This window comes from Acidihalobacter sp., assembly GCF_037381185.1.
Lineage (GTDB): Bacteria > Pseudomonadota > Gammaproteobacteria > DSM-5130 > Acidihalobacteraceae > Acidihalobacter_A.
Map to the genome: position 1 here is coordinate 1 of NZ_JARRQY010000025.1, position 17461 is coordinate 17461.

Consider the following 17461-nt stretch of genomic DNA (forward strand, 5'->3'; position numbering starts at 1 on the left):
GCCGGCATTTCCAGCGCGCGCAAGGCGCGCTGGCCCGGCTCATGGTCGGACATGATCATGATGTCGGAAAAGCGAGTCCGCCGCGTCACCGGGTAGTCGATCACTTCTTCCTGCACGAAAGTGCCGCGACCGCGCTCGATACGTACCAGACCGTCGTCGCGCAGCTCCGCCATCGCGCGGCGCAGAGTGTGACGATTGACGCCGAAGCGCTCCGCCAGCTCGGGCTCGGTAGGCAGACGCTGCCCGGGACGCAGGATGCCCTGTTGCATCTCTTCGGCGAGCGTCCCGTAAATCTGCCGCCAACGCGGCATACCGTGTCCGTCCATACATCCACCGTCAGGCAAGAAAAACTTCACTTGCCCGGCAGTCTATTTACAAATAGTCTATACGTCTATACCAATTTACTCGCAACCACATGCACGAACGCCACATGGACACCGCCGAAGACCGCCAGCGCTGGCTGAGCCTGCTCAACCGCGCCACCCGCGAGCAATTGGACGCGGCCTGGGAAGCACTGCCCTTGCCGCACCCCGACTACATTCTGCTGAAAAGGCCGGAGACCGGCCTGGTCATGGCGCAAGGCCGCGCCGGCGGTGACGGACGGCGCTTCAATCTCGGCGAAATCAGCGTGACCCGCGCCGTGGCCGGCCTGGGCGAGTTCATAGGCCAGGGCTACGTGCTCGGCCGCGACCACCGCCGCGCCGAACTGGTAGCCGTTTTCGACGCACTGCTGCAGGCAGGACGACACCGCGACCACATCGTGACCCAGCTGCTGGAACCGGTGCGCAAAAGCCTGCACCTGCGTGCCGAAGAGGATCGGCGCAAGGCCGACGCCACGCGCGTCGAATTCTTCACCCTGGCGAGGGAGTCGCAATGATCAGCACGGAGAATTTACGCGGCTTCGACGATCCGGTGCATGACTCGCAAGCCTGTTTCCGCGAAGCGCTTGAAGCGCTGGCGCGGCCCGGTTCGATACGCGAGCTGTCCAGCGCGCGCCCTGCGCCCGGCCTCTGCGCCGCAGCCGCAGCGCTGGCGCTGGCGCTCGCCGACCACGACACGCCGCTATGGCTGAGCGCCGCCACGCAAGTCGCCGCCGACTATCTGCGCTTCCACTGCGGCGCGCCGATCGCAGAGCGTCCATCGGAAGCCGTCTTCGCCTTCCTCGACGCGCGAGAGGGCATGCCGAACCCGCTGGACTTCGCTCAAGGCAGCGAAACCTATCCGGACGCATCCGCCACCCTCGTGCTCACGGTCGAGGCGCTGGGCGAAGGCGATCCGCTGGAGTTGTCGGGCCCCGGAATCGCGGAGCGCGTCACCCTCAAGGTTCGCGGCCTGCCGCCGGCGCTGCTCGACTACTGGCGCGATGCCGCCCGCCGCTTCCCGCGCGGACTGGACGTCTTCCTGTGCAGCGGCAAGCGTCTCTGCGGCCTTCCGCGCACCACCCGCATCGAAGCCTAGGACCTGATCACACTATGAACGGCCTGCTGTTGTGTTCGATTGACCGCCAGTCAAGGCGCGAGGAGAGAAGTTTGATGACTCCAAATGAACGACGAGCAACACCGAGTGGCGACCAAGCGGACACAAACCGTAGGGCCGAGCCGCTTTCTGCGTCCGGTGATGTTGCCGCTCACACCTATAGCCGAGCCACGCCGTGTTCGCGGCGCTCGGCAGGCCAAGGAAAGCGGCTCCGGCAGCAGATCGTTCACAGTATGAGCAGGCCCTAACATGTACGTATCGGTAAAAGGCGGCGAACAGGCGATCGCCAACGCGCACCGCTGGCTCGCCGAGGAACGCCGCGGCGACCCGACGCAACCGGAACTCGAGCTGGCGCAGCTCGAAAACCAGCTCGGACGGGCCGTCGACCGCGTCATGGCCGAGGGTTCGCTCTACGACCGCGAGCTGGCCGCGCTGGCGATCAAGCAGGCGCACGGCGACCTAATCGAAGCAATCTTCCTGCTGCGCGCCTACCGCACGACCCTCCCGCGCTGGGGCAACACACACCCAGTCGACACCGCAGGCATGCGCGTACGCCGGCGCATCTCCGCCATCTTCAAAGACGTCCCCGGCGGTCAGGTGCTCGGCCCCACCTTCGACTACAGCCACCGCCTGCTCGACTTCACGCTGGCCGCCGGCGGCACGCCGCCGCCCGCCACGCAGAGTTCGGCGACGTCCGAAGACATCCCGATGCCGCGGGTCACCGACGTACTCGACGGCGACGGCCTGATCGAAGCCGAACGTACGGAGGACGGCGCCGCGGAGGCCGGCGACGTGTCGCGCGAACCGCTGGCCTTTCCCGCCGGCCGCGACCTGCGCCTGCAGACCCTGGCGCGCGCCGACGAGGGCTTCCTGCTGGCCATGGGCTACTCGACCCAGCGCGGCTACGGCGACAGCCACCCCTTCGTCGGCGAGCTGCGCGTAGGCGCGGTGACCGTCGAGTTCGAACCCGAATCTCTCGGCTTTCCGATCGAACTCGGCGAGATCGAGCTGACCGAATGCCAGATGGTCAACCAGTTCGCCGGCAACACCGAAACCCCGCCGCAGTTCACCCGCGGCTACGGGCTGTGCTTCGGCCATGGCGAGCGCAAGGCCATCTCCATGGCGCTGGTCGACCGCGCGCTGCGCGCCGCCGAGCTGGGCGAAGAGGCGAAAGCTCCCGCGCAGGATCAGGAGTTCGTCCTCATGCATGCCGACAACGTGCAGGCCACCGGCTTCGTCGAGCACCTCAAGCTGCCGCACTACGTCGACTTCCAGTCCGAGCTGGACACCCTGCGCGCGTTGCGTGCCGGCTGGGAGGATGCGGCGTCGGAGGACGACGTATGAACGCGGCGGGTTCAGTGAGTGCAGATATTCCTGGTGAACTTGATCTAGCGCGAATCTGGCGTGGGAGGTCTCGTTTCGCACGCTATGGGCATTTGAGTTCTTGTCTGTCGTACGGCGCACGCGTGCGAGTGGCTTTCTTTGCTTGTCCAAAGAAAGCCGCCAAAGAAAGCCACCCGGAAGTCCTTGGTCCTAACGGGCAACCTCGGCCGTACCTTGCGCCACGGGGCACCGCAGCCACGTGCCATCAGGGCACGAGGCTGCTCGGGCGGCGTCCTGCCGCCCGAGCCCGTGCTGCAACGCACGGCCAAGGCAAGGGCTCAACGGGAACCCAAAGACCAACCGGACGCAACTCGCATGCACGCGCAACGACTCGACTAACCGAGTACAGCGAGCTTCCGACTCGCTCTGTTTTGCCCTTGACGTGCCTTCCCCCTGATCACTTGCCTCGCGAGCGTGCGGTTGAACGGGGTTGGCCGGCAGGACGCCGGCCAAGCAGCCTGCGCCAGGAGGGTGCTTGGCTGCGCGCCCCGTTCAAGCGTGCGTTCGCGAGGTTGCCCGTAGGGACAAGCGATCTTGGGGGCGCATTTCTTTGGAGACTTTCTTTGGGCGTTCAAAGAAAGTCTCTCGGGCGCGTCACTGATTTCAAGCGAAGTCGCCATGCGCCGATTCGCGCCCGAAACCCCGCGCAACCTCCAACGGCCGGACTCCAAACCCAGCACCAAAAACACGCGCCAACGGATCACCCAGCATGAACGCGCCAGAAACGACCGCCGCCGGCTTGGCCGGCTACAACTTCGCCTACCTCGACGAGCAGACCAAGCGCATGATCCGCCGCGCCCTGCTCAAGGCCGTGGCCATCCCCGGCTACCAGGTACCCTTCGGCTCGCGCGAAATGCCCCTGCCCTACGGCTGGGGCACCGGCGGCATCCAGGTCACCGCCGCCGTGCTCGGCCGCGACGATGTGCTCAAGGTCATCGACCAGGGCGCGGACGACACCACCAATGCGGTCAGCATACGGCGTTTCTTCGCCCGCACCGCCGGCGTGCGCACCACCACCGACACGGCCGAGGCGACGCTGATCCAGACCCGCCACCGCATTCCCGAGACGCGGCTGCGCGAGGGCCAGGTGCTGGTGTTCCAGGTGCCTATCCCCGAGCCGCTGCGCTGGCTCGAGCCACGCGAGACCGAAACCCGGCGCATGCACGCCTGGTCCGAGTACGGCGCCATGCAGACCCGTTTGTACGAACAGATCGTGCGCTACGGGCGCATCCACCAGACCTACGACTATCCGGTAAGCGTCAACGACCGCTACCTCATGTCGCCCAGCCCGATTCCGAAGTTCGACAACCCCAAGCTGCACCACAACCCCGCCCTGCTGCTGTTCGGCGCCGGGCGCGAGCGCAGACTCTATGCCGTGCCGCCGTACACCGACGTGCGCAGCCTGGACTTCGAAGACCATCCCTTCGAAGTGGAGCATTGGGACGCAGCCTGCGCACTGTGCGGCGCACGCGACAGCTATCTCGACGAGATCATCGTCGACGACCGCGGCACGCGCCTGCACGTGTGCTCCGACACCGACTACTGCGGCCGCCGTCAGGCCGTTGCAAGGGAAGAAACCGCATGAGCGCCGCACCGCTGTTGCAGGTCGATCGGCTGGGCTACCGCTACGGCGGCGGCGCCGGCTGCCGCGAGGTGAGCTTCGACCTCCACCCCGGCGAGGTACTGGGCATTGCCGGCGAATCCGGCGCCGGCAAGACCACGCTGCTGCGCCTGCTTGCCGGCGATCTCGCGCCCGGCGCGGGCAACGTGCGCTACGCGACGCGCGGGGACGGCATCGTCGATCTGCACGCGCTCGGCGAAGCCGCGCGCCGCCGGCTGCTGCGCACCGACATCGGCATCGTGCGTCAGAACCCGCGCGATGGCCTGCGTATGGACGTCTCGGCGGGCGGCAACATCGCAGAACGCCTGATGCAAACCGGGACGCGCCATTACGGCCGGCTGCGCGAGACCGCCGGCGACTGGCTGGAAGCGGTGGAAATCCCGCGCGCACGCATGGACGACCCGCCGCGCGAATTCTCCGGCGGCATGCAGCAGCGCGTGCAACTGGCGCGCAACCTAGTCACCCAGCCGCGGCTGCTGCTGATGGACGAACCCACCGGCGGGCTGGACGTCTCGGTGCAGGCGCGCCTGCTCGACATCCTGCGCCGCCTGGTGCACGAACTCGGACTGGCGGTGGTGATCGTCACCCACGATCTGGCGGTCATCCGCCTGCTCGCGCACCGCCTGATGATCATGCAGAACGGCCGAGTGGTCGAGGAAGGTCTTACCGACCAGGTCCTCGACGATCCCCAGCATGCCTACACCCAGCTGCTGGTGTCTTCGATCTTGAAGGGATAGCGACATGGAACTCCACGACCCTCAGACCGTGCTCGAAGTGCGACGGCTGGCAAAATCCTTCATCGCCCACCTGCAGGGCGGTGTGCGCCTGCCGGTGCTGGCCGACCAGAGCCTGGACCTGCGCCGCGGCGAATGCCTGGCGCTGGCCGGCGCCTCGGGCAGCGGCAAGTCGACCCTGCTGCGCTGCATCTACCGCAACTACCTGCCGGAGCCGGGCAGCAGCATCCGCATCCGCCACGGCGACGGCTGGTGCGAACTGGCCGACGCCGAACCGCGGCAAGTACTCGATGTACGCGCCCGCACGCTGGGTTACGTCAGCCAGTTCCTGCGTGTGATCCCGCGCGTGGCCAGCGTCGACCTCGTCGCCGAACCGCTGGAGGCCGCCGGCATGGCCGCCGACGAAGCGCGCGAACGCGCCGAAGCGCTGCTCGCGCGCCTGCAGATTCCGCAACGGCTGTGGCCGCTGCCGCCGGCCACCTTCTCCGGTGGCGAGCAGCAGCGCGTCAACATCGCCCGCGGCCTGGTGCTGCCGCGGCCCGTGCTGCTGCTGGACGAGCCCACCGCGTCGCTGGACGCGGACAACCGGCGCATCGTCATCGAACTCATCGAGGAGGCGCGCGACCGTGGCTGCGCCATCATCGGCATCTTCCACGACGCCGAGGCGCGCAACGCCCTGTGCGCCCGGGAACACACCGTCGGCACAACCCGCGAGGCCGCATGAATACCGAACGCATCCTGACCAACGCCCGAATCGTCCTGCCCGACGAAGTCGTCCACGGCACCTTGCTGCTGCGCGACGGACTCATCGCCGCCGTGGACCCTGGGCACACCAGCCTGCCCGCCGCCGAAGATCTCGCTGGCGACTACGTAGTGCCCGGCCTGATCGAGCTGCACACCGATCACATCGAAACCCAGACCTTCCCCCGTCCGGGCGTACGCTGGCCAACCATGCAGGCACTGCTGGCGCACGACGCGGCGATCACTGGCGCCGGCATCACCACCGTGTTCGACGCCATCGCCATTGGCCACGACACCGGCAAGGCCTACCGCAAGGATCTCTGCGGCGATGTGCTGGACCACCTCGACCACGCGATCGGCGCCGGCCTGCTGCGCGCCGAGCACCGCGTGCACCTGCGCTGCGAAGTCGCAGTCCCCGGCATGACCGAGGAATTCGACCACTACGTCGGGCGGGCGCAAGTCGGTCTGGTATCGCTGATGGACCACACGCCGGGACAGCGCCAGTTCGTCAGCATGGAAAAGTATCGCGAATACTATCTGGGCAAATACGACATCACCGAAGCCGAGCTGGCGCGTCAGATCGAACAGCGCCTCAGCATCCAGGCCGAGCATGCCCAGCCCAACCGCGACCATGTCAGCGCCCGCTGTCGCGACACCGGCCTGCCTATGGCCAGTCACGACGACGCCACCGCAGCGCACGTGCGCGAGGCCCATGCCGAGGGCGTGCGCATCAGCGAATTCCCGACCACCGTGGAGGCCGCGCGCGCGGCACACGAACACGGCATGGCCACCATCATGGGCGCACCGAACATGGTCCGGGGCGGCTCGCACTCCGGCAACGTCTCAGCCGACGAACTGGCCGCCGAAGGCCTGCTGGACTGCTTCTCCTCGGACTACATGCCGCGCAGCCTGCTGCACGCCGCGTGGCGACTGAGCGAGTCCGACTTCGCGCCTTCCGCGGCCTTAGCCACCGTCACCGCCACCCCGGCACGCATGCTCGGCCTGCATGACCGCGGTGCCATCGCCCCTGGACTGCGCGCCGACCTCGTGCGTTTCACGCCCAACGTGCACGGCCCCGTCATCCGCCGCGTATGGCGGGCGGGTCGCATCGTCGCCTAACTCGACTCCATGTACGGCGATTGGCGGGAGCCGATGTGATTCCTGCCAATCGCCGGATTGATCCATGGCGACTCAACCACAAATTCACCGTGCATAAATCCTGATTTCACACGCCCTGTTTAGCCTCTGCCATTCATCAACCACCAGCAAAGGCACGGCCATGAAGTCCTTGATTCGCCTGTTCGTACTCGCTGCCCTGGCGCTGTCCGCTTCGACAGCGCTGGGCGCCCAAGTCGTCACCGTCTACAGCGCCGACGGTCTGCACGACGGCAAACCCAACTGGTACGCAGAGGTCTTCAAACGCTTCACCGAGAAGACCGGCATCCAGGTTCAGTACATCGAAGGCGGTTCCGGCGTGGTCGTCAACCGCGTGATGGCCGAACGCTACAACCCGCAGGCCGATGTGCTCGTCACCCTGCCGCCGTTCATGCAGAAGGCCGCCGCCGAAGGCGTGCTGCAGTCCTTCGAGCCGGCCGGTGCGCAGCACATCCCCGCCGATCTCAAGAGCAGCAAGGGCCTGTGGTACGCGATGGTCAACAACTACCCCTGCATGATCTACAACAAGCAGGTGCTCAAGAACGCGCCCACCAGCTATGACAACCTGCTCGACCCACGCTTCCGCCAGCGCCTGCAGTACTCCACCCCGGGCCAGGCCGGCGACGGCACCGCGTTCATGTTCCAGGCGATCAAGGCCTTCGGCGGCAAGGACGCCGGCTTCGGCTACCTGCAGAAACTGCAGGCCAACAACGTCGGCCCTTCCTCTTCCACCGGCCGTCTGGCCGCGCTGGTCAACAAGGGCGAACTCTGGGTGGCCAACGGTGACGTGCAGATGAACTTCGCGCAGACCCGTTCCTACCCCAACATCGCCATCTTTTTCCCCACCTCGGCCGACGGCAAGCGCTACACCTTCGCCCTGCCGTACGAGATCGCCATGGTCAAGAACGCGCCGCATGCCGAGGCCGCACGCAAGCTGATCGATTTCATGCTCGGCCGCTGGGCGCAGGATCGCGTCGCCTCGCTGGCCCGCGGCTTCCCGGCGCGCACCGACGTGCATCCGCACGACGCCGCCTACAAGCAACTGCAGCAGATCATGCACGGCGTGACCGTGTGGACGCCGGACTGGAACGCCGTCCTCGGCGGACTGAGCGGCGACATCAGCCGCTGGCAGCAGGTCACCGGTAGTTGATGAACGCGGGCACCCCCAGCCTGCCGCTGCCGGGAGCGTTATCCGCTCCCGGCAGCCATGCCGAACGCGAACCCGCGGCATCTATCGAGCACATCCGCTTCGACGGGGTCGGCATCCGCTACGGCCGGCAAACCGCGCTCAGCGGCTTCGACCTCACGCTGCACGCCGGCGAAGCGCTCGCCCTGCTCGGCCCTTCCGGCTCGGGCAAAACCACCGCCCTGCGCGCGCTGGCCGGCTTCATACCGATCGCCGAGGGACACATCCGACTGCACGGCCGCGACATCTCCGGCCTCTCCCCGCAGCAGCGCGGCTTCGGCATCGTAGTGCAGAACTACGCGCTGTTTCCGCACATGAGCGTGGCCGACAACGTCGCCTTTGGGCTCCGGGCGCGCCGCCTGCCACGCGCGGAGATGCGGACACGCATAGAGCACTACCTGGAACTGGTCGGCATGCGCCAATATGCGCGGCGCCGGCCGCTGGACCTCTCCGGCGGACAGCAGCAGCGCGTCGCACTGGCCCGCGCGCTGGCCATCCGTCCCGACGTGCTGCTCATGGACGAGCCACTCTCCGCGCTGGACGCGCCACTGCGTCGGGAAATGCTGGGTGAACTCATCACGCTGCACCGCGAACTGCCCGACCTGACCATGCTGTTCGTGACCCACGATCAAAGCGAGGCGCTGGCGCTGGCCGACCGCGTCGGCTTGCTGCGCGACGGCGAACTTCTGGCGCTGGATGTCCCCAAGCGCCTCTACGATCGGCCGCCCAACCGCTTCACCGCTGAATTTCTCGGCCAGACCAATCTGCTCGCCGTGGAAATCCCGCAGCATCCGGACAACGACGACATGCTGAACGTCTGCCTGGGCAAGCAGGTGCTGCGCGTACCGCGCCCCGATGACTGGACCGGTGCCCCCGGCCCCGGCTGGTTGTGCCTGCGTCCGCACCTGCTGAGCCTGGAACCCGCCGCCGGTATGAACAATCGCCTCGACAGCCGGGTGCTCGGTGCCGAATGGAAAGGCTCGCACTATCGCATCGAACTCGAAGCCGAAGGCCAGACGCTGCACGTGGAGGCCAACGCGGCGCTGCCGCCTCCCGCCGTCGGCAACCGTACCACACTGTCTTTCGCGCCAACCGCCGGCTGGCTGCTGGCCCGGGACGTCTGATGTCCACACCGCTGCCGCTGCGCATACGCCGGGGACTCCGTCTGCCCCGCACGCTCTGGCTGCTGCCGCCGCTGGCAGTGCTCGGTCTGGTGTTCTTCTTCCCGCTGTACGAACTGGTCCAGCAATCGCTGAGCGGCGGCGCCGCGCATTATCTGCGCGTGCTGCACGCGCCGATCTTCCTCTCCGCGCTCGGTCACACCCTGCAGATCGGCCTGCTATCGACGCTGGGATGCCTGCTTCTGGGCGGCGTGCTGGCGGTACTGCTCGCCTTCGTGCCGTTCCCCGGCAGCAGCCTGCTGAGCCGCTTCATCGACGCGTTTCTCGCCTATCCGTCGTTCCTCATCGCACTGTCGCTGACCTTTATCTACGGCGCCGCAGGCCTGGTCAACGCCAGCCTGATGCAGCTTCTGCACACCAGCGTGCCACCGCTGAATTTCCTCTACACCACCACCGGCGTGGTGCTGGCCGAGACGACCTTCTACACGCCTTTCGTCCTGCGCCTGCTGCTGGCGGCCTTCGGCACCATAGAACGCGCGCAGATCGAAGTGGCGCAAAGCCTCGGCGCCAGCCCCTGGCAGGTGCTGCGCGAAATCATCGCCCCAGCCGCACTGCCGGCCCTGCTCGCCGGCGGCAGCCTCACGCTCATGCTCACGCTCAACGAATTCGGCATCATCTTCTATCTCGGGGCCAAGGGCGTCATCACCCTGCCCATGCTCATCTACGGCAAGGCCATCCAGGAATTCGACTACGCCCAGGCCAGCGTCATCGCCGTAGTCAGCATCGTCCTGTCGCTGGCGCTGTACGCCCTGTACCGCCTGTCCTTCAACCGCCTGCAGCGCGACCATGCTCTTCCACTCTAAGTTCGCTCGACGCCTGGCCTGGGGCACGTTCTTCCTGCTCTCCGCGGTGTTCTTCGGACTGCCGCTGCTCATGTTGCTGCTGGCCGCGCTAGCCGGACAGTGGAACGGCGTGCTGCCGAGCCAGCTCGGCTTCGGCAACCTGCTCGACGCACTGCAGGACGCGCGCGGCCACGCCCTATTCGCCAGCTTGGCCACTGCCGCCAGCGCCACCCTGTGCGCCGTCGTCCTCGGCACCTGGGGGGCGCTGGCGAGCCGGCGCCTGAACGGCGCCGCGCAACGCGTCATCGACGCCGTCTACATCACGCCCATCACGCTGCCGACCGTCACCGTCGGCCTGGCCCTGCTGGTCGCCTTCAGCCGTCCGCCGCTGCTGCTCAACGGCAGTCCGGCGCTGGTCATCATCGCGCATGTGACACTGATCACCGCCTACGCCTACAGCGGCATTCGCGCCGGCCTCGCCCGCCTGCCGGAAGCCTACGAACAGGTCGCTGCCAGCCTCGGCGCCAGCCCGGCCAGAATTCTCTTCGGCGTCACCCTGCCGCTGCTGCGCCCGTACATCGCCGCGGCCGCCAGCCTCGGCTTCGCCCTGTCGATGGGCGAACTCGGCGCCACCATCATGCTCTACCCGCCCGGCTGGGTGACCGCCCCGGTGGATGTCTACGCCCTGACCAACCGCGGCTCGATCTTCTCCGGCGCGGCGCTGAGCGTATTGCTGCTCGCTGCGACCGTCATCGCCCTGCTTGTCCTGAACCGCCTCGGCCGCCACCCCCGGCGCAGCTGATTTTCTTCATCCCAACTTCTTGCCAGGTAACCGCCTATGCCCGCCACGACTTTCGCGCAGCTGATCGAAACGCTGGGAACCCACGGCCACGCCCGCTACGACGGCGAAGACGTCAGCCAGCTGCAGCACGCCCTACAGGCAGCGACATTGGCGCTGGAGGAAGGCGCACCCGCGAACCTGGTGGCGGCGGCACTGTTCCACGACATCGGCCATCTGGCACACGATCTCGGCGAACATGCCAGCGCTCATGGTCTGGACGACCGCCACGAGTATCGCGCCCTCGGTTGGCTCAAGCCCGTCTTCGACGCCGACGTGTGGGAACCGGTACACCTCCACGTCGAAGCCAAACGCTACCTGTGCTGCATGGAAACGGGCTATATCGGGCAGTTGTCGGAAGAATCCGTGGCGAGCCTGGCGCTGCAGGGCGGACCGATGACTCCCGACGCCGCACGTGCCTTCGCCGACAGGCCGTATGCACAGGATGCGGTTAGACTCAGACGTTGGGACGACGCGGCCAAGGACATCGACGCGCAGACGCCCTCGCTGGTCTATTTCGCAGAATATCTGCGACCCATCGCCAGACAATAACGCGGCAAAACGAAGGTAGCGCCATGTCCGATACGGCCCGCTGGGCGATCTACTATGCTCCGGCAAGAAGCGACGTACTGTGGGAGCGCGGTATCGCTTGGCTCGGACGCGATCCCGAAGACGGCCGCGAGTTCGCCCCGCCGGCCGGCTTAGATGCACAGGAATGGACGTCCCTGACCGCCACGCCGCGCCGCTACGGCTGGCATGCCACACTCAAGCCGCCCATGCGCCTGCGCGAAACTCGTCTGGAAGACGAGCTGCGACAGCGTCTACGCGCCTTCGCGGCAAACCGGACGCCCTTCGAACTGCCGCCGCTGATCGTGCGCAGCCTCGGCGGCTTCCTGGCCCTTACACCAGACGCGAAATCGCCGGAATTGCATCGCTTGGGTGAGGACTGCGTGCGCGCGTTCGACGATCTGCGCGCACCGCCGACGCAACAGGAACTGGCCCAGCGTCGCCAAACCGGGCTGTCCCCCCACCAGGATGCGCTGCTCGCGCGCTGGGGCTATCCCTACGTATGCGAGGAATTCCGCTTTCACCTGACCCTGACCGGCCGTTTGCCGGCCGCCGAGGCCGACCGTCTGCAGCGACAGCTACACAGCTGGTTCGCATCGGCGCTGGCCGAACCACGGCACGTCGAGAACCTGGCGCTGTACCACCAAGCAATGCCGCAAGCTCCATTTCGCCTCGTCGATCGCTTTCCCTTCCTCGGCACGGCTAGAACCAACTAATTACTCCTGCGCAGGAGCCCGTCGCAGCCGCGCCAGCAGCTCCTCGCGCGCCTCGCGCAGCAGCGAGTCGCGATCCAGTGAATCGAGGATCTCCCGCACCCGCCGCTTGGGCCCGCCCTCGCCCCAGGACTTGCCGGCCGCCAGATAACGCTCGGCCGCCCGGCCGACCACGTAGGTCGCATACCAGGCCACGGCGCCCTGCGCCGTCCCCGTCGCCAGGGTCGACAAGCCGCCGCTGCCCAGCTTGAGCAGCGAGGCGACCAGATTGATCGCCCAAGCCGAGCCCATCAGCGCGATCAGCTGGCCGGAGATCACCGCCACCAGCCTTCCAGCCTCGGCGCGCGACAGCGGCAGACCGTAGACCTTGCCCAGGTGCACCACCATGCTCACGTCCAGCGCCACCGCTGCCACCAGGTCGGCCCCCGGCAGCGGATTGAAACCCACCGCCACCCCCTTGGCCAGGCTGTACATGCGGATCACGCGCTCGCCGAGTTCACGCTTCACTTCCAGCACGCGCGCCGTGACCCGCTCGCTCAAGCGGCCGGCAAACAGGCCCGCATTGAGTGCGGCCAAGGTCTTGCCTTCGACCTCGAGCACCGCCCACAGACGCTCCTCGAGCGCGGTAATGTCCGCAGGCGGACGTTCCACCGACTCCGTCTCGCGCCCCTCGGCATCCACCCGCACGCGTACCCGCTCGGCCGGGCGTGCGCTGGCCAACACCAGCCGCCCCTCCGGCAGCACCCCCGCCACGCGCCGCGCCAGCACCTCGCTGAGGCGCTCGCGTTCGTCGGCGGTGTAGCGGTCGACCTTGTTCAACACCAGCAGCACCGCGGCGTGCTCGCCGGCCACCTGCTTGAGCGCCTCGAACTCCACCTCGGTCAGATCGCCGTCGACCACGAACAACACCACGTCCGACTCGGCGGCCACGTCGTGCGCCAGGCGCGCACGCTCCTCGCCATCGACCTCGTTGATGCCCGGCGTGTCGATCAGATACACGCCTCCGGCATCGAAGGCGTCCCATTGCGCGTGCGCGCTGACGCGCGTCTCGCCGTGCAGCGGACTGACCGCGAAACGCTCGGCACCGAGCAGCGCATTGAGTAGCGCCGACTTGCCCACGCTGACACGTCCGAACACAGCGACATGCACCGTGCCCTCCTCAAGCTTGTCGAGCAGGCGGCGCACGCGCTCGTAATCCTCCGCCAGTCCGGCACGCACCGTCTCGGGCACGCGCGGATCGTCGAGCAGTTCGCGCAAACTCTCGCGCGCCAGCGCCAGATGACGTGCGCCGGCCTCGCCCTCCATCGGCGCTTCCGGCTCAGTCTCCGTGTCGGCCGCGCGTCTCGACCAGCCAGGCGGCCAGGCCGCGCGCACGCGCTTCCAGATCTTCACCCAGCACCTCCTTGAACGACTGCTCCACCGCACCCTGGCTCAGCGCGCCGCGGCGCTCCAAGGTGCGCGCCACCGCACGCCCCAAAGCATCGAAAATCAATCCGTATGCAACGGCCTGCACCACGCCGCCGACCACCGTGCCCAGCCCCGGGAAAGCCTTGAGACCGTTGCCCACCACACTGAGCACCAGCGGCGTGACCCGGCCCAGGCGAGTCTGCAGGAGCTTGAGCAACTGCTCCACATCGATTTCCTGCACCGGCACGCCGTACAGCTCGCACAGCCCGCGCACCAACCCCGTGCCGAGGTAGCCCTGCACCAGCACGTCCGCCCCCGGCGCCACCGTCGCCAGTGCGGCCAGCGCCGCCTTGCGCGAAGTCTTGCGGATCAGCTTGTCGGCCTGCTCGCGACGCCAACCCAGCTCGGCCTGCTCCAGCTTGTGCGCGGCCAACGCGAAGACCGCCCCGTCGCGCAACCGGTCGAACAGCCCGGCATCGCTTTCCACCGCGCGTGTCAGCGCCTTGCGCAGACCCTCGACCTGCGGCACCAGCGCACGCGTTTCGCGCGCCTCGCCACCGTCCGGCAGCTCGCGCACCACCTCACGCACGCCGCCGGCACTGACCGTCACCACCGGCGCCGGCACGCCGGCCTCGCGCAAGCGCTCGCGTATGCGCGCGAGGATCGTCTCAAGCTCTCCGGCGTCATAACGATCCTGCTTGTTCACCGCCAGCACCAGCGGCTTGTGCAGCTCGGCCAGAGCGGTCAGCGCCTGATGTTCGCTGTGCGTGAGGTCGCCCTCGGCGACGAACACCACCAGCTGCGCGCGCTGCGCCTCCTCGCGCGCCAGCGTCTCCAGCTCGCCGCCGACCTCGCCGGTGCCGGGCACGTCGGCCAGCACCAGCTCGTCGCCTTCCGGCGAACGCCAGCGGTAGTGACGCACGTCGCGCGTCACGCCGGCCTCCACACCAACCTCCGCCTCGGCATCCGGGACCAGTGCGCGAATCAGGCTGCTCTTGCCCACGCTGACCTCGCCGAACAACGCAACGTACAACGACCCCGCCTCGCGCCGCCGGCCCAGCTCGGCCAGCTCCGCACGTGCCGTCTCCACGTCCACCCCGCGTTCCGCCGCCTGCTGCAGGCGTTCGTCCAGCTCGCTTTCGGTCAACGGCGACGCGGTCGGAGCCAACGCCTGGCGCGGCGGGCGCAACAGCCTCACGATCAGCCAGACACCGGCGCCGACCAGGGCCAGGAACACCGCCAGCCAAGTGTAGAACACCCAGGGCGGCGTCTGCGCCAGGCGCTCCCACACGCGCAGCAGCAGGTCGGTAAGCACCAGGGACAATACCAGCAGCAGCAGAAACACCAGCACGACCGCTGCGGCCAGCGCCCAGCGCAGCGTGGGTTTCAGAGCCATCGGCGTGGAACAATGAAAGTGGAAACGTCGCAGATCATGTCGACGATTCTATACGGGCGCCGGGTGGAGATGTCACTTGTCGTACTTTGGAAGGTGCCATCCAGCCTGCACGTAGGACGCAGCGATACAGGGTTCTGCGTGGTCCGCCTAGTTACGGCGAAAATAGGCGATCAGCGCCGCCATCTGGGATTCGCTGAGCGGATTGCGCAGATTGATGGACGGGGTGCCGCGCAGGCCGACGATCAGCCGCGCCGCGAACGTTTCGGGCTTCATCTCGTGCGCCCAGGCGAACAGATTCGGTGCCGGCATGGCCGAGTCCGGCTCTTGATGGCCATGGCACGACATGCATTGCGCGCGATAGGTGCGTTTTGCCCAACGGATCTGGGCATCCGAAACCGGCGTTTGCGTCAGTCTGCGCGTGTCCAGCGGAAAATCGCTGAGCAAGGCCTCCAGACGGCGCCGGAAACCGGCCTTGTCACCGGTCCGATACGCGGACTCCAATGCGTGCAGGCGCGCCACGGTCGCCGTCTCGAGTCGTCCGTCGGCGGCCAGATACTCGCGCGCCAGCAGCGGCAGGACATTCAGGAAAGCGCTCACCCGTGCCTCGACGACGGGTCGCTGCACGGCGGGCAGGCGCGCGGCGTCCAGACGCCCCGCGTCGCCCTGCAGATCCAGCAGCACCGCCGAGAAATTGCGGGCGGCGTTCCCCGTCCGCAAAGGCCCGGCGACACCCGTGACGGGCGCCGCCAGAACCGCAACGACAATACAGGGCAGCAATTTGCCCAGCAGCGTCGAAATCGAGCGATGTCGCATGCGTGCTCCGCTCAGTTCGCCTGCGACAGCTTGACCTTCGTCACCATCGGCAGTTGCGGATTACGCGACCACTGCGTCATCGAGCCGTCGTAGACCTTCGCCTGCTTGTTGCCCAGCAGCTCGTAGCTCACGAACCAGCCCAGCGAAGCCCAGTGGCCGGTATTGCAGAAATTGATCTGCCGGCCGCTGGTCGGCACCCCGGCGTGCCGATACAGCTCCTTGAGTTGGGCCGCCGAGCGGAACTTGCCGCCGTCGTTCACCGTGAACCAACTCTGCGGCAGATTGGAAGCGCCCGGCAAGGTGCCGGCGCGCTTGTCCGCTCCGGACTTCACGATACCGAGGTACTGCGCCGAAGGCCGATTGTCGATCAGCTTCTCGTTACCCGTCTTGATCGCCTGCTCGACGTTCGCCTCGGTCGCCAGCAGCGCGGCATCAAGATGACCGGAGAACTGTGCCGAAGACAGCTTGTGCGCACCGCGCTTGACCGGATGCTTGCCGGCCACGTAGGCCTTGTAGCCGCCGTCCATAACGGAAACGTTGTCGTCCCCCAGCACCTTGAACGTCCAGAACACGCGCGTGGCGCTGCCCATGTCCAGCGCATTGCCGCCACCGGCGTAGATGACCACGTGCGCCGTGTTGTCGATGCCCAGACCGCCGATCAGCTTGTTCAGGCTGGCCACGGACGGCAGCATGCCCGGCACGCCTTTCTCCTTCACCCGCCAGCCTGCGGTCTTGTAGTTGCTGTAGACCGCACAGGGTACATGCCCGCGCAGGTAGGTGAATTTATTGCCGCCGCCGCCCACCGGGCTGCGGATATCCAAGACCACCACGCCGGACTTGCAGGCGTTTGCCGCCACCCAGGCGGGGCTGACCAGCGCCGGTGCCGACTCCGCGCCGAACGCCAGGCCTGAAGCCGCGGCCAGCGCCGTTCCGATCAAAATCCTCTTTATAGTCATATTCGATCCCTCCCTCTGCAGTGAGTCAGACCGTGAACACACGGTCCGCCGACAACACCTCGTCCATGAGTTGATCCCACTCCTCCTCGCTGCGCGAGACGCGCAGATCGTAGCGGTACACGTAATGCGCCGGCGTCAGGTCGTCGAGCGCCGCCGTCAGCGTTTCCTGCTCCGGGAACATCCCGGTATCCAACACCACAACGTTCACATCTCCTCCTTGGATAGCGTCGCCGTCACAGGCTGAGCACGGCGTCCGAGCGCAGACACAGCTCGACCAGCGCCGCCTCGCTCAGATGCGGCAGCTCCGAATCGGGCAACGTGCTTTGCGGCTCCACGTCGGCCAGTTCGAGCAGCTCGGCCTGGGCGCGGTTCTCCTCCGTATCGGCCACCTCGCGCCCCACGAACACCAGCCGGACCTCATGGCCGAAAATGGTCAACCCGGCCGCCACGCGCATGGCCTCGGTCTGGTCGCGGCGCCCGAGCAGAACGATCTTTTTGATATCCATCGCAGT

Annotated in this window: 20 protein-coding genes; 13 read left to right on the top strand and 7 right to left on the bottom strand. The window is 67.2% G+C overall.

Annotation, left to right across the window (positions count from 1 at the left end):
- Positions 1-311 (bottom strand): GntR family transcriptional regulator (locus P8014_RS09750; protein ID WP_337817126.1); only part of this gene is annotated, 311 nt, incomplete at its 3' end.
- Positions 312-430: 119 nt separating this feature from the next.
- Here P8014_RS09750 and phnG point away from each other — a divergent pair.
- The 13 genes from phnG (at position 431) to P8014_RS09815 (ending at position 12380) form a co-directional block, all read left to right on the top strand.
- Positions 431-877 (top strand): phosphonate C-P lyase system protein PhnG, encoded by a 447-nt coding sequence (gene phnG / locus P8014_RS09755; RefSeq protein WP_337817127.1) that lies wholly within the window; start codon positions 431-433, stop codon positions 875-877.
- Positions 874-1458, top strand: coding sequence for a phosphonate C-P lyase system protein PhnH (gene phnH / locus P8014_RS09760; RefSeq protein WP_337817128.1), 585 nt, complete (start codon positions 874-876; stop codon positions 1456-1458). Before phnG ends, phnH begins: the two co-directional genes overlap by 4 nt.
- Positions 1459-1725: 267 nt before the next feature.
- On the top strand, positions 1726-2820 hold the full coding sequence (locus P8014_RS09765; RefSeq protein ID WP_337817129.1) for a carbon-phosphorus lyase complex subunit PhnI: 1095 nt from the start codon (positions 1726-1728) through the stop codon (positions 2818-2820).
- A gap of 748 nt (positions 2821-3568) precedes the next feature.
- Positions 3569-4444 carry an alpha-D-ribose 1-methylphosphonate 5-phosphate C-P-lyase PhnJ gene (locus P8014_RS09770; RefSeq protein WP_337817130.1) on the top strand — a complete coding sequence of 292 codons (876 nt, stop codon included), beginning with the start codon at positions 3569-3571 and terminating at the stop codon, positions 4442-4444.
- Positions 4441-5217 (top strand): phosphonate C-P lyase system protein PhnK, encoded by a 777-nt coding sequence (phnK, locus tag P8014_RS09775; RefSeq protein WP_337817131.1) that lies wholly within the window; start codon positions 4441-4443, stop codon positions 5215-5217. The genes P8014_RS09770 and phnK overlap by 4 nt, the downstream gene beginning before the upstream one ends.
- Before the next feature lie 4 nt (positions 5218-5221).
- On the top strand, positions 5222-5938 hold the full coding sequence (phnL, locus tag P8014_RS09780; protein WP_337817132.1) for a phosphonate C-P lyase system protein PhnL: 717 nt from the start codon (positions 5222-5224) through the stop codon (positions 5936-5938).
- A complete protein-coding gene (locus P8014_RS09785) occupies positions 5935-7074 on the top strand; it encodes an alpha-D-ribose 1-methylphosphonate 5-triphosphate diphosphatase (protein WP_337817133.1) in 1140 nt (379 codons plus the stop codon). Before phnL ends, P8014_RS09785 begins: the two co-directional genes overlap by 4 nt.
- Positions 7075-7234: 160 nt before the next feature.
- A complete protein-coding gene (locus P8014_RS09790; protein ID WP_337817134.1) occupies positions 7235-8260 on the top strand; it encodes a 2-aminoethylphosphonate ABC transporter substrate-binding protein in 1026 nt (341 codons plus the stop codon).
- The gene (locus P8014_RS09795; protein ID WP_337817135.1) at positions 8260-9420 is read left to right on the top strand and encodes an ABC transporter ATP-binding protein; all 1161 of its coding nucleotides are present in this window, start codon (positions 8260-8262) and stop codon (positions 9418-9420) included. The genes P8014_RS09790 and P8014_RS09795 overlap by 1 nt, the downstream gene beginning before the upstream one ends.
- The gene (locus P8014_RS09800) at positions 9420-10280 is read left to right on the top strand and encodes a 2-aminoethylphosphonate ABC transporter permease subunit (RefSeq protein ID WP_337817136.1); all 861 of its coding nucleotides are present in this window, start codon (positions 9420-9422) and stop codon (positions 10278-10280) included. The genes P8014_RS09795 and P8014_RS09800 overlap by 1 nt, the downstream gene beginning before the upstream one ends.
- Positions 10264-11061 carry an ABC transporter permease subunit gene (locus tag P8014_RS09805; protein ID WP_337817137.1) on the top strand — a complete coding sequence of 266 codons (798 nt, stop codon included), beginning with the start codon at positions 10264-10266 and terminating at the stop codon, positions 11059-11061. Before P8014_RS09800 ends, P8014_RS09805 begins: the two co-directional genes overlap by 17 nt.
- A 36-nt stretch (positions 11062-11097) precedes the next feature.
- The gene (locus P8014_RS09810; protein ID WP_337817138.1) at positions 11098-11649 is read left to right on the top strand and encodes a phosphonate degradation HD-domain oxygenase; all 552 of its coding nucleotides are present in this window, start codon (positions 11098-11100) and stop codon (positions 11647-11649) included.
- A 23-nt stretch (positions 11650-11672) separates the two neighbouring features.
- Complete coding sequence (locus tag P8014_RS09815; protein ID WP_337817139.1) at positions 11673-12380, top strand: DUF1045 domain-containing protein; 708 nt, start codon at positions 11673-11675, stop codon at positions 12378-12380.
- On the opposite strand, the gene P8014_RS09820 is transcribed toward P8014_RS09815, so the two are convergent.
- From P8014_RS09820 to P8014_RS09845, 6 genes are all read right to left on the bottom strand, one after another.
- Positions 12381-13769 carry a GTP-binding protein gene (locus P8014_RS09820; RefSeq protein WP_337817140.1) on the bottom strand — a complete coding sequence of 463 codons (1389 nt, stop codon included), beginning with the start codon at positions 13767-13769 and terminating at the stop codon, positions 12381-12383. It lies immediately after the preceding gene.
- Positions 13696-15180 (bottom strand): GTPase, encoded by a 1485-nt coding sequence (locus tag P8014_RS09825; RefSeq protein ID WP_337817141.1) that lies wholly within the window; start codon positions 15178-15180, stop codon positions 13696-13698. Before P8014_RS09825 ends, P8014_RS09820 begins: the two co-directional genes overlap by 74 nt.
- Before the next feature lie 147 nt (positions 15181-15327).
- Positions 15328-15993 carry a cytochrome c gene (locus P8014_RS09830; protein ID WP_337817142.1) on the bottom strand — a complete coding sequence of 222 codons (666 nt, stop codon included), beginning with the start codon at positions 15991-15993 and terminating at the stop codon, positions 15328-15330.
- 11 nt (positions 15994-16004) lie between these two features.
- Positions 16005-16949, bottom strand: coding sequence for a sulfurtransferase (locus tag P8014_RS09835; RefSeq protein ID WP_337817143.1), 945 nt, complete (start codon positions 16947-16949; stop codon positions 16005-16007).
- 25 nt (positions 16950-16974) lie between these two features.
- On the bottom strand, positions 16975-17157 hold the full coding sequence (locus P8014_RS09840; protein WP_337817144.1) for a hypothetical protein: 183 nt from the start codon (positions 17155-17157) through the stop codon (positions 16975-16977).
- Positions 17158-17182: 25 nt separating this feature from the next.
- A complete protein-coding gene (locus tag P8014_RS09845) occupies positions 17183-17455 on the bottom strand; it encodes a hypothetical protein (RefSeq protein ID WP_337817145.1) in 273 nt (90 codons plus the stop codon).
- Positions 17456-17461 lie beyond the last annotated feature (6 nt).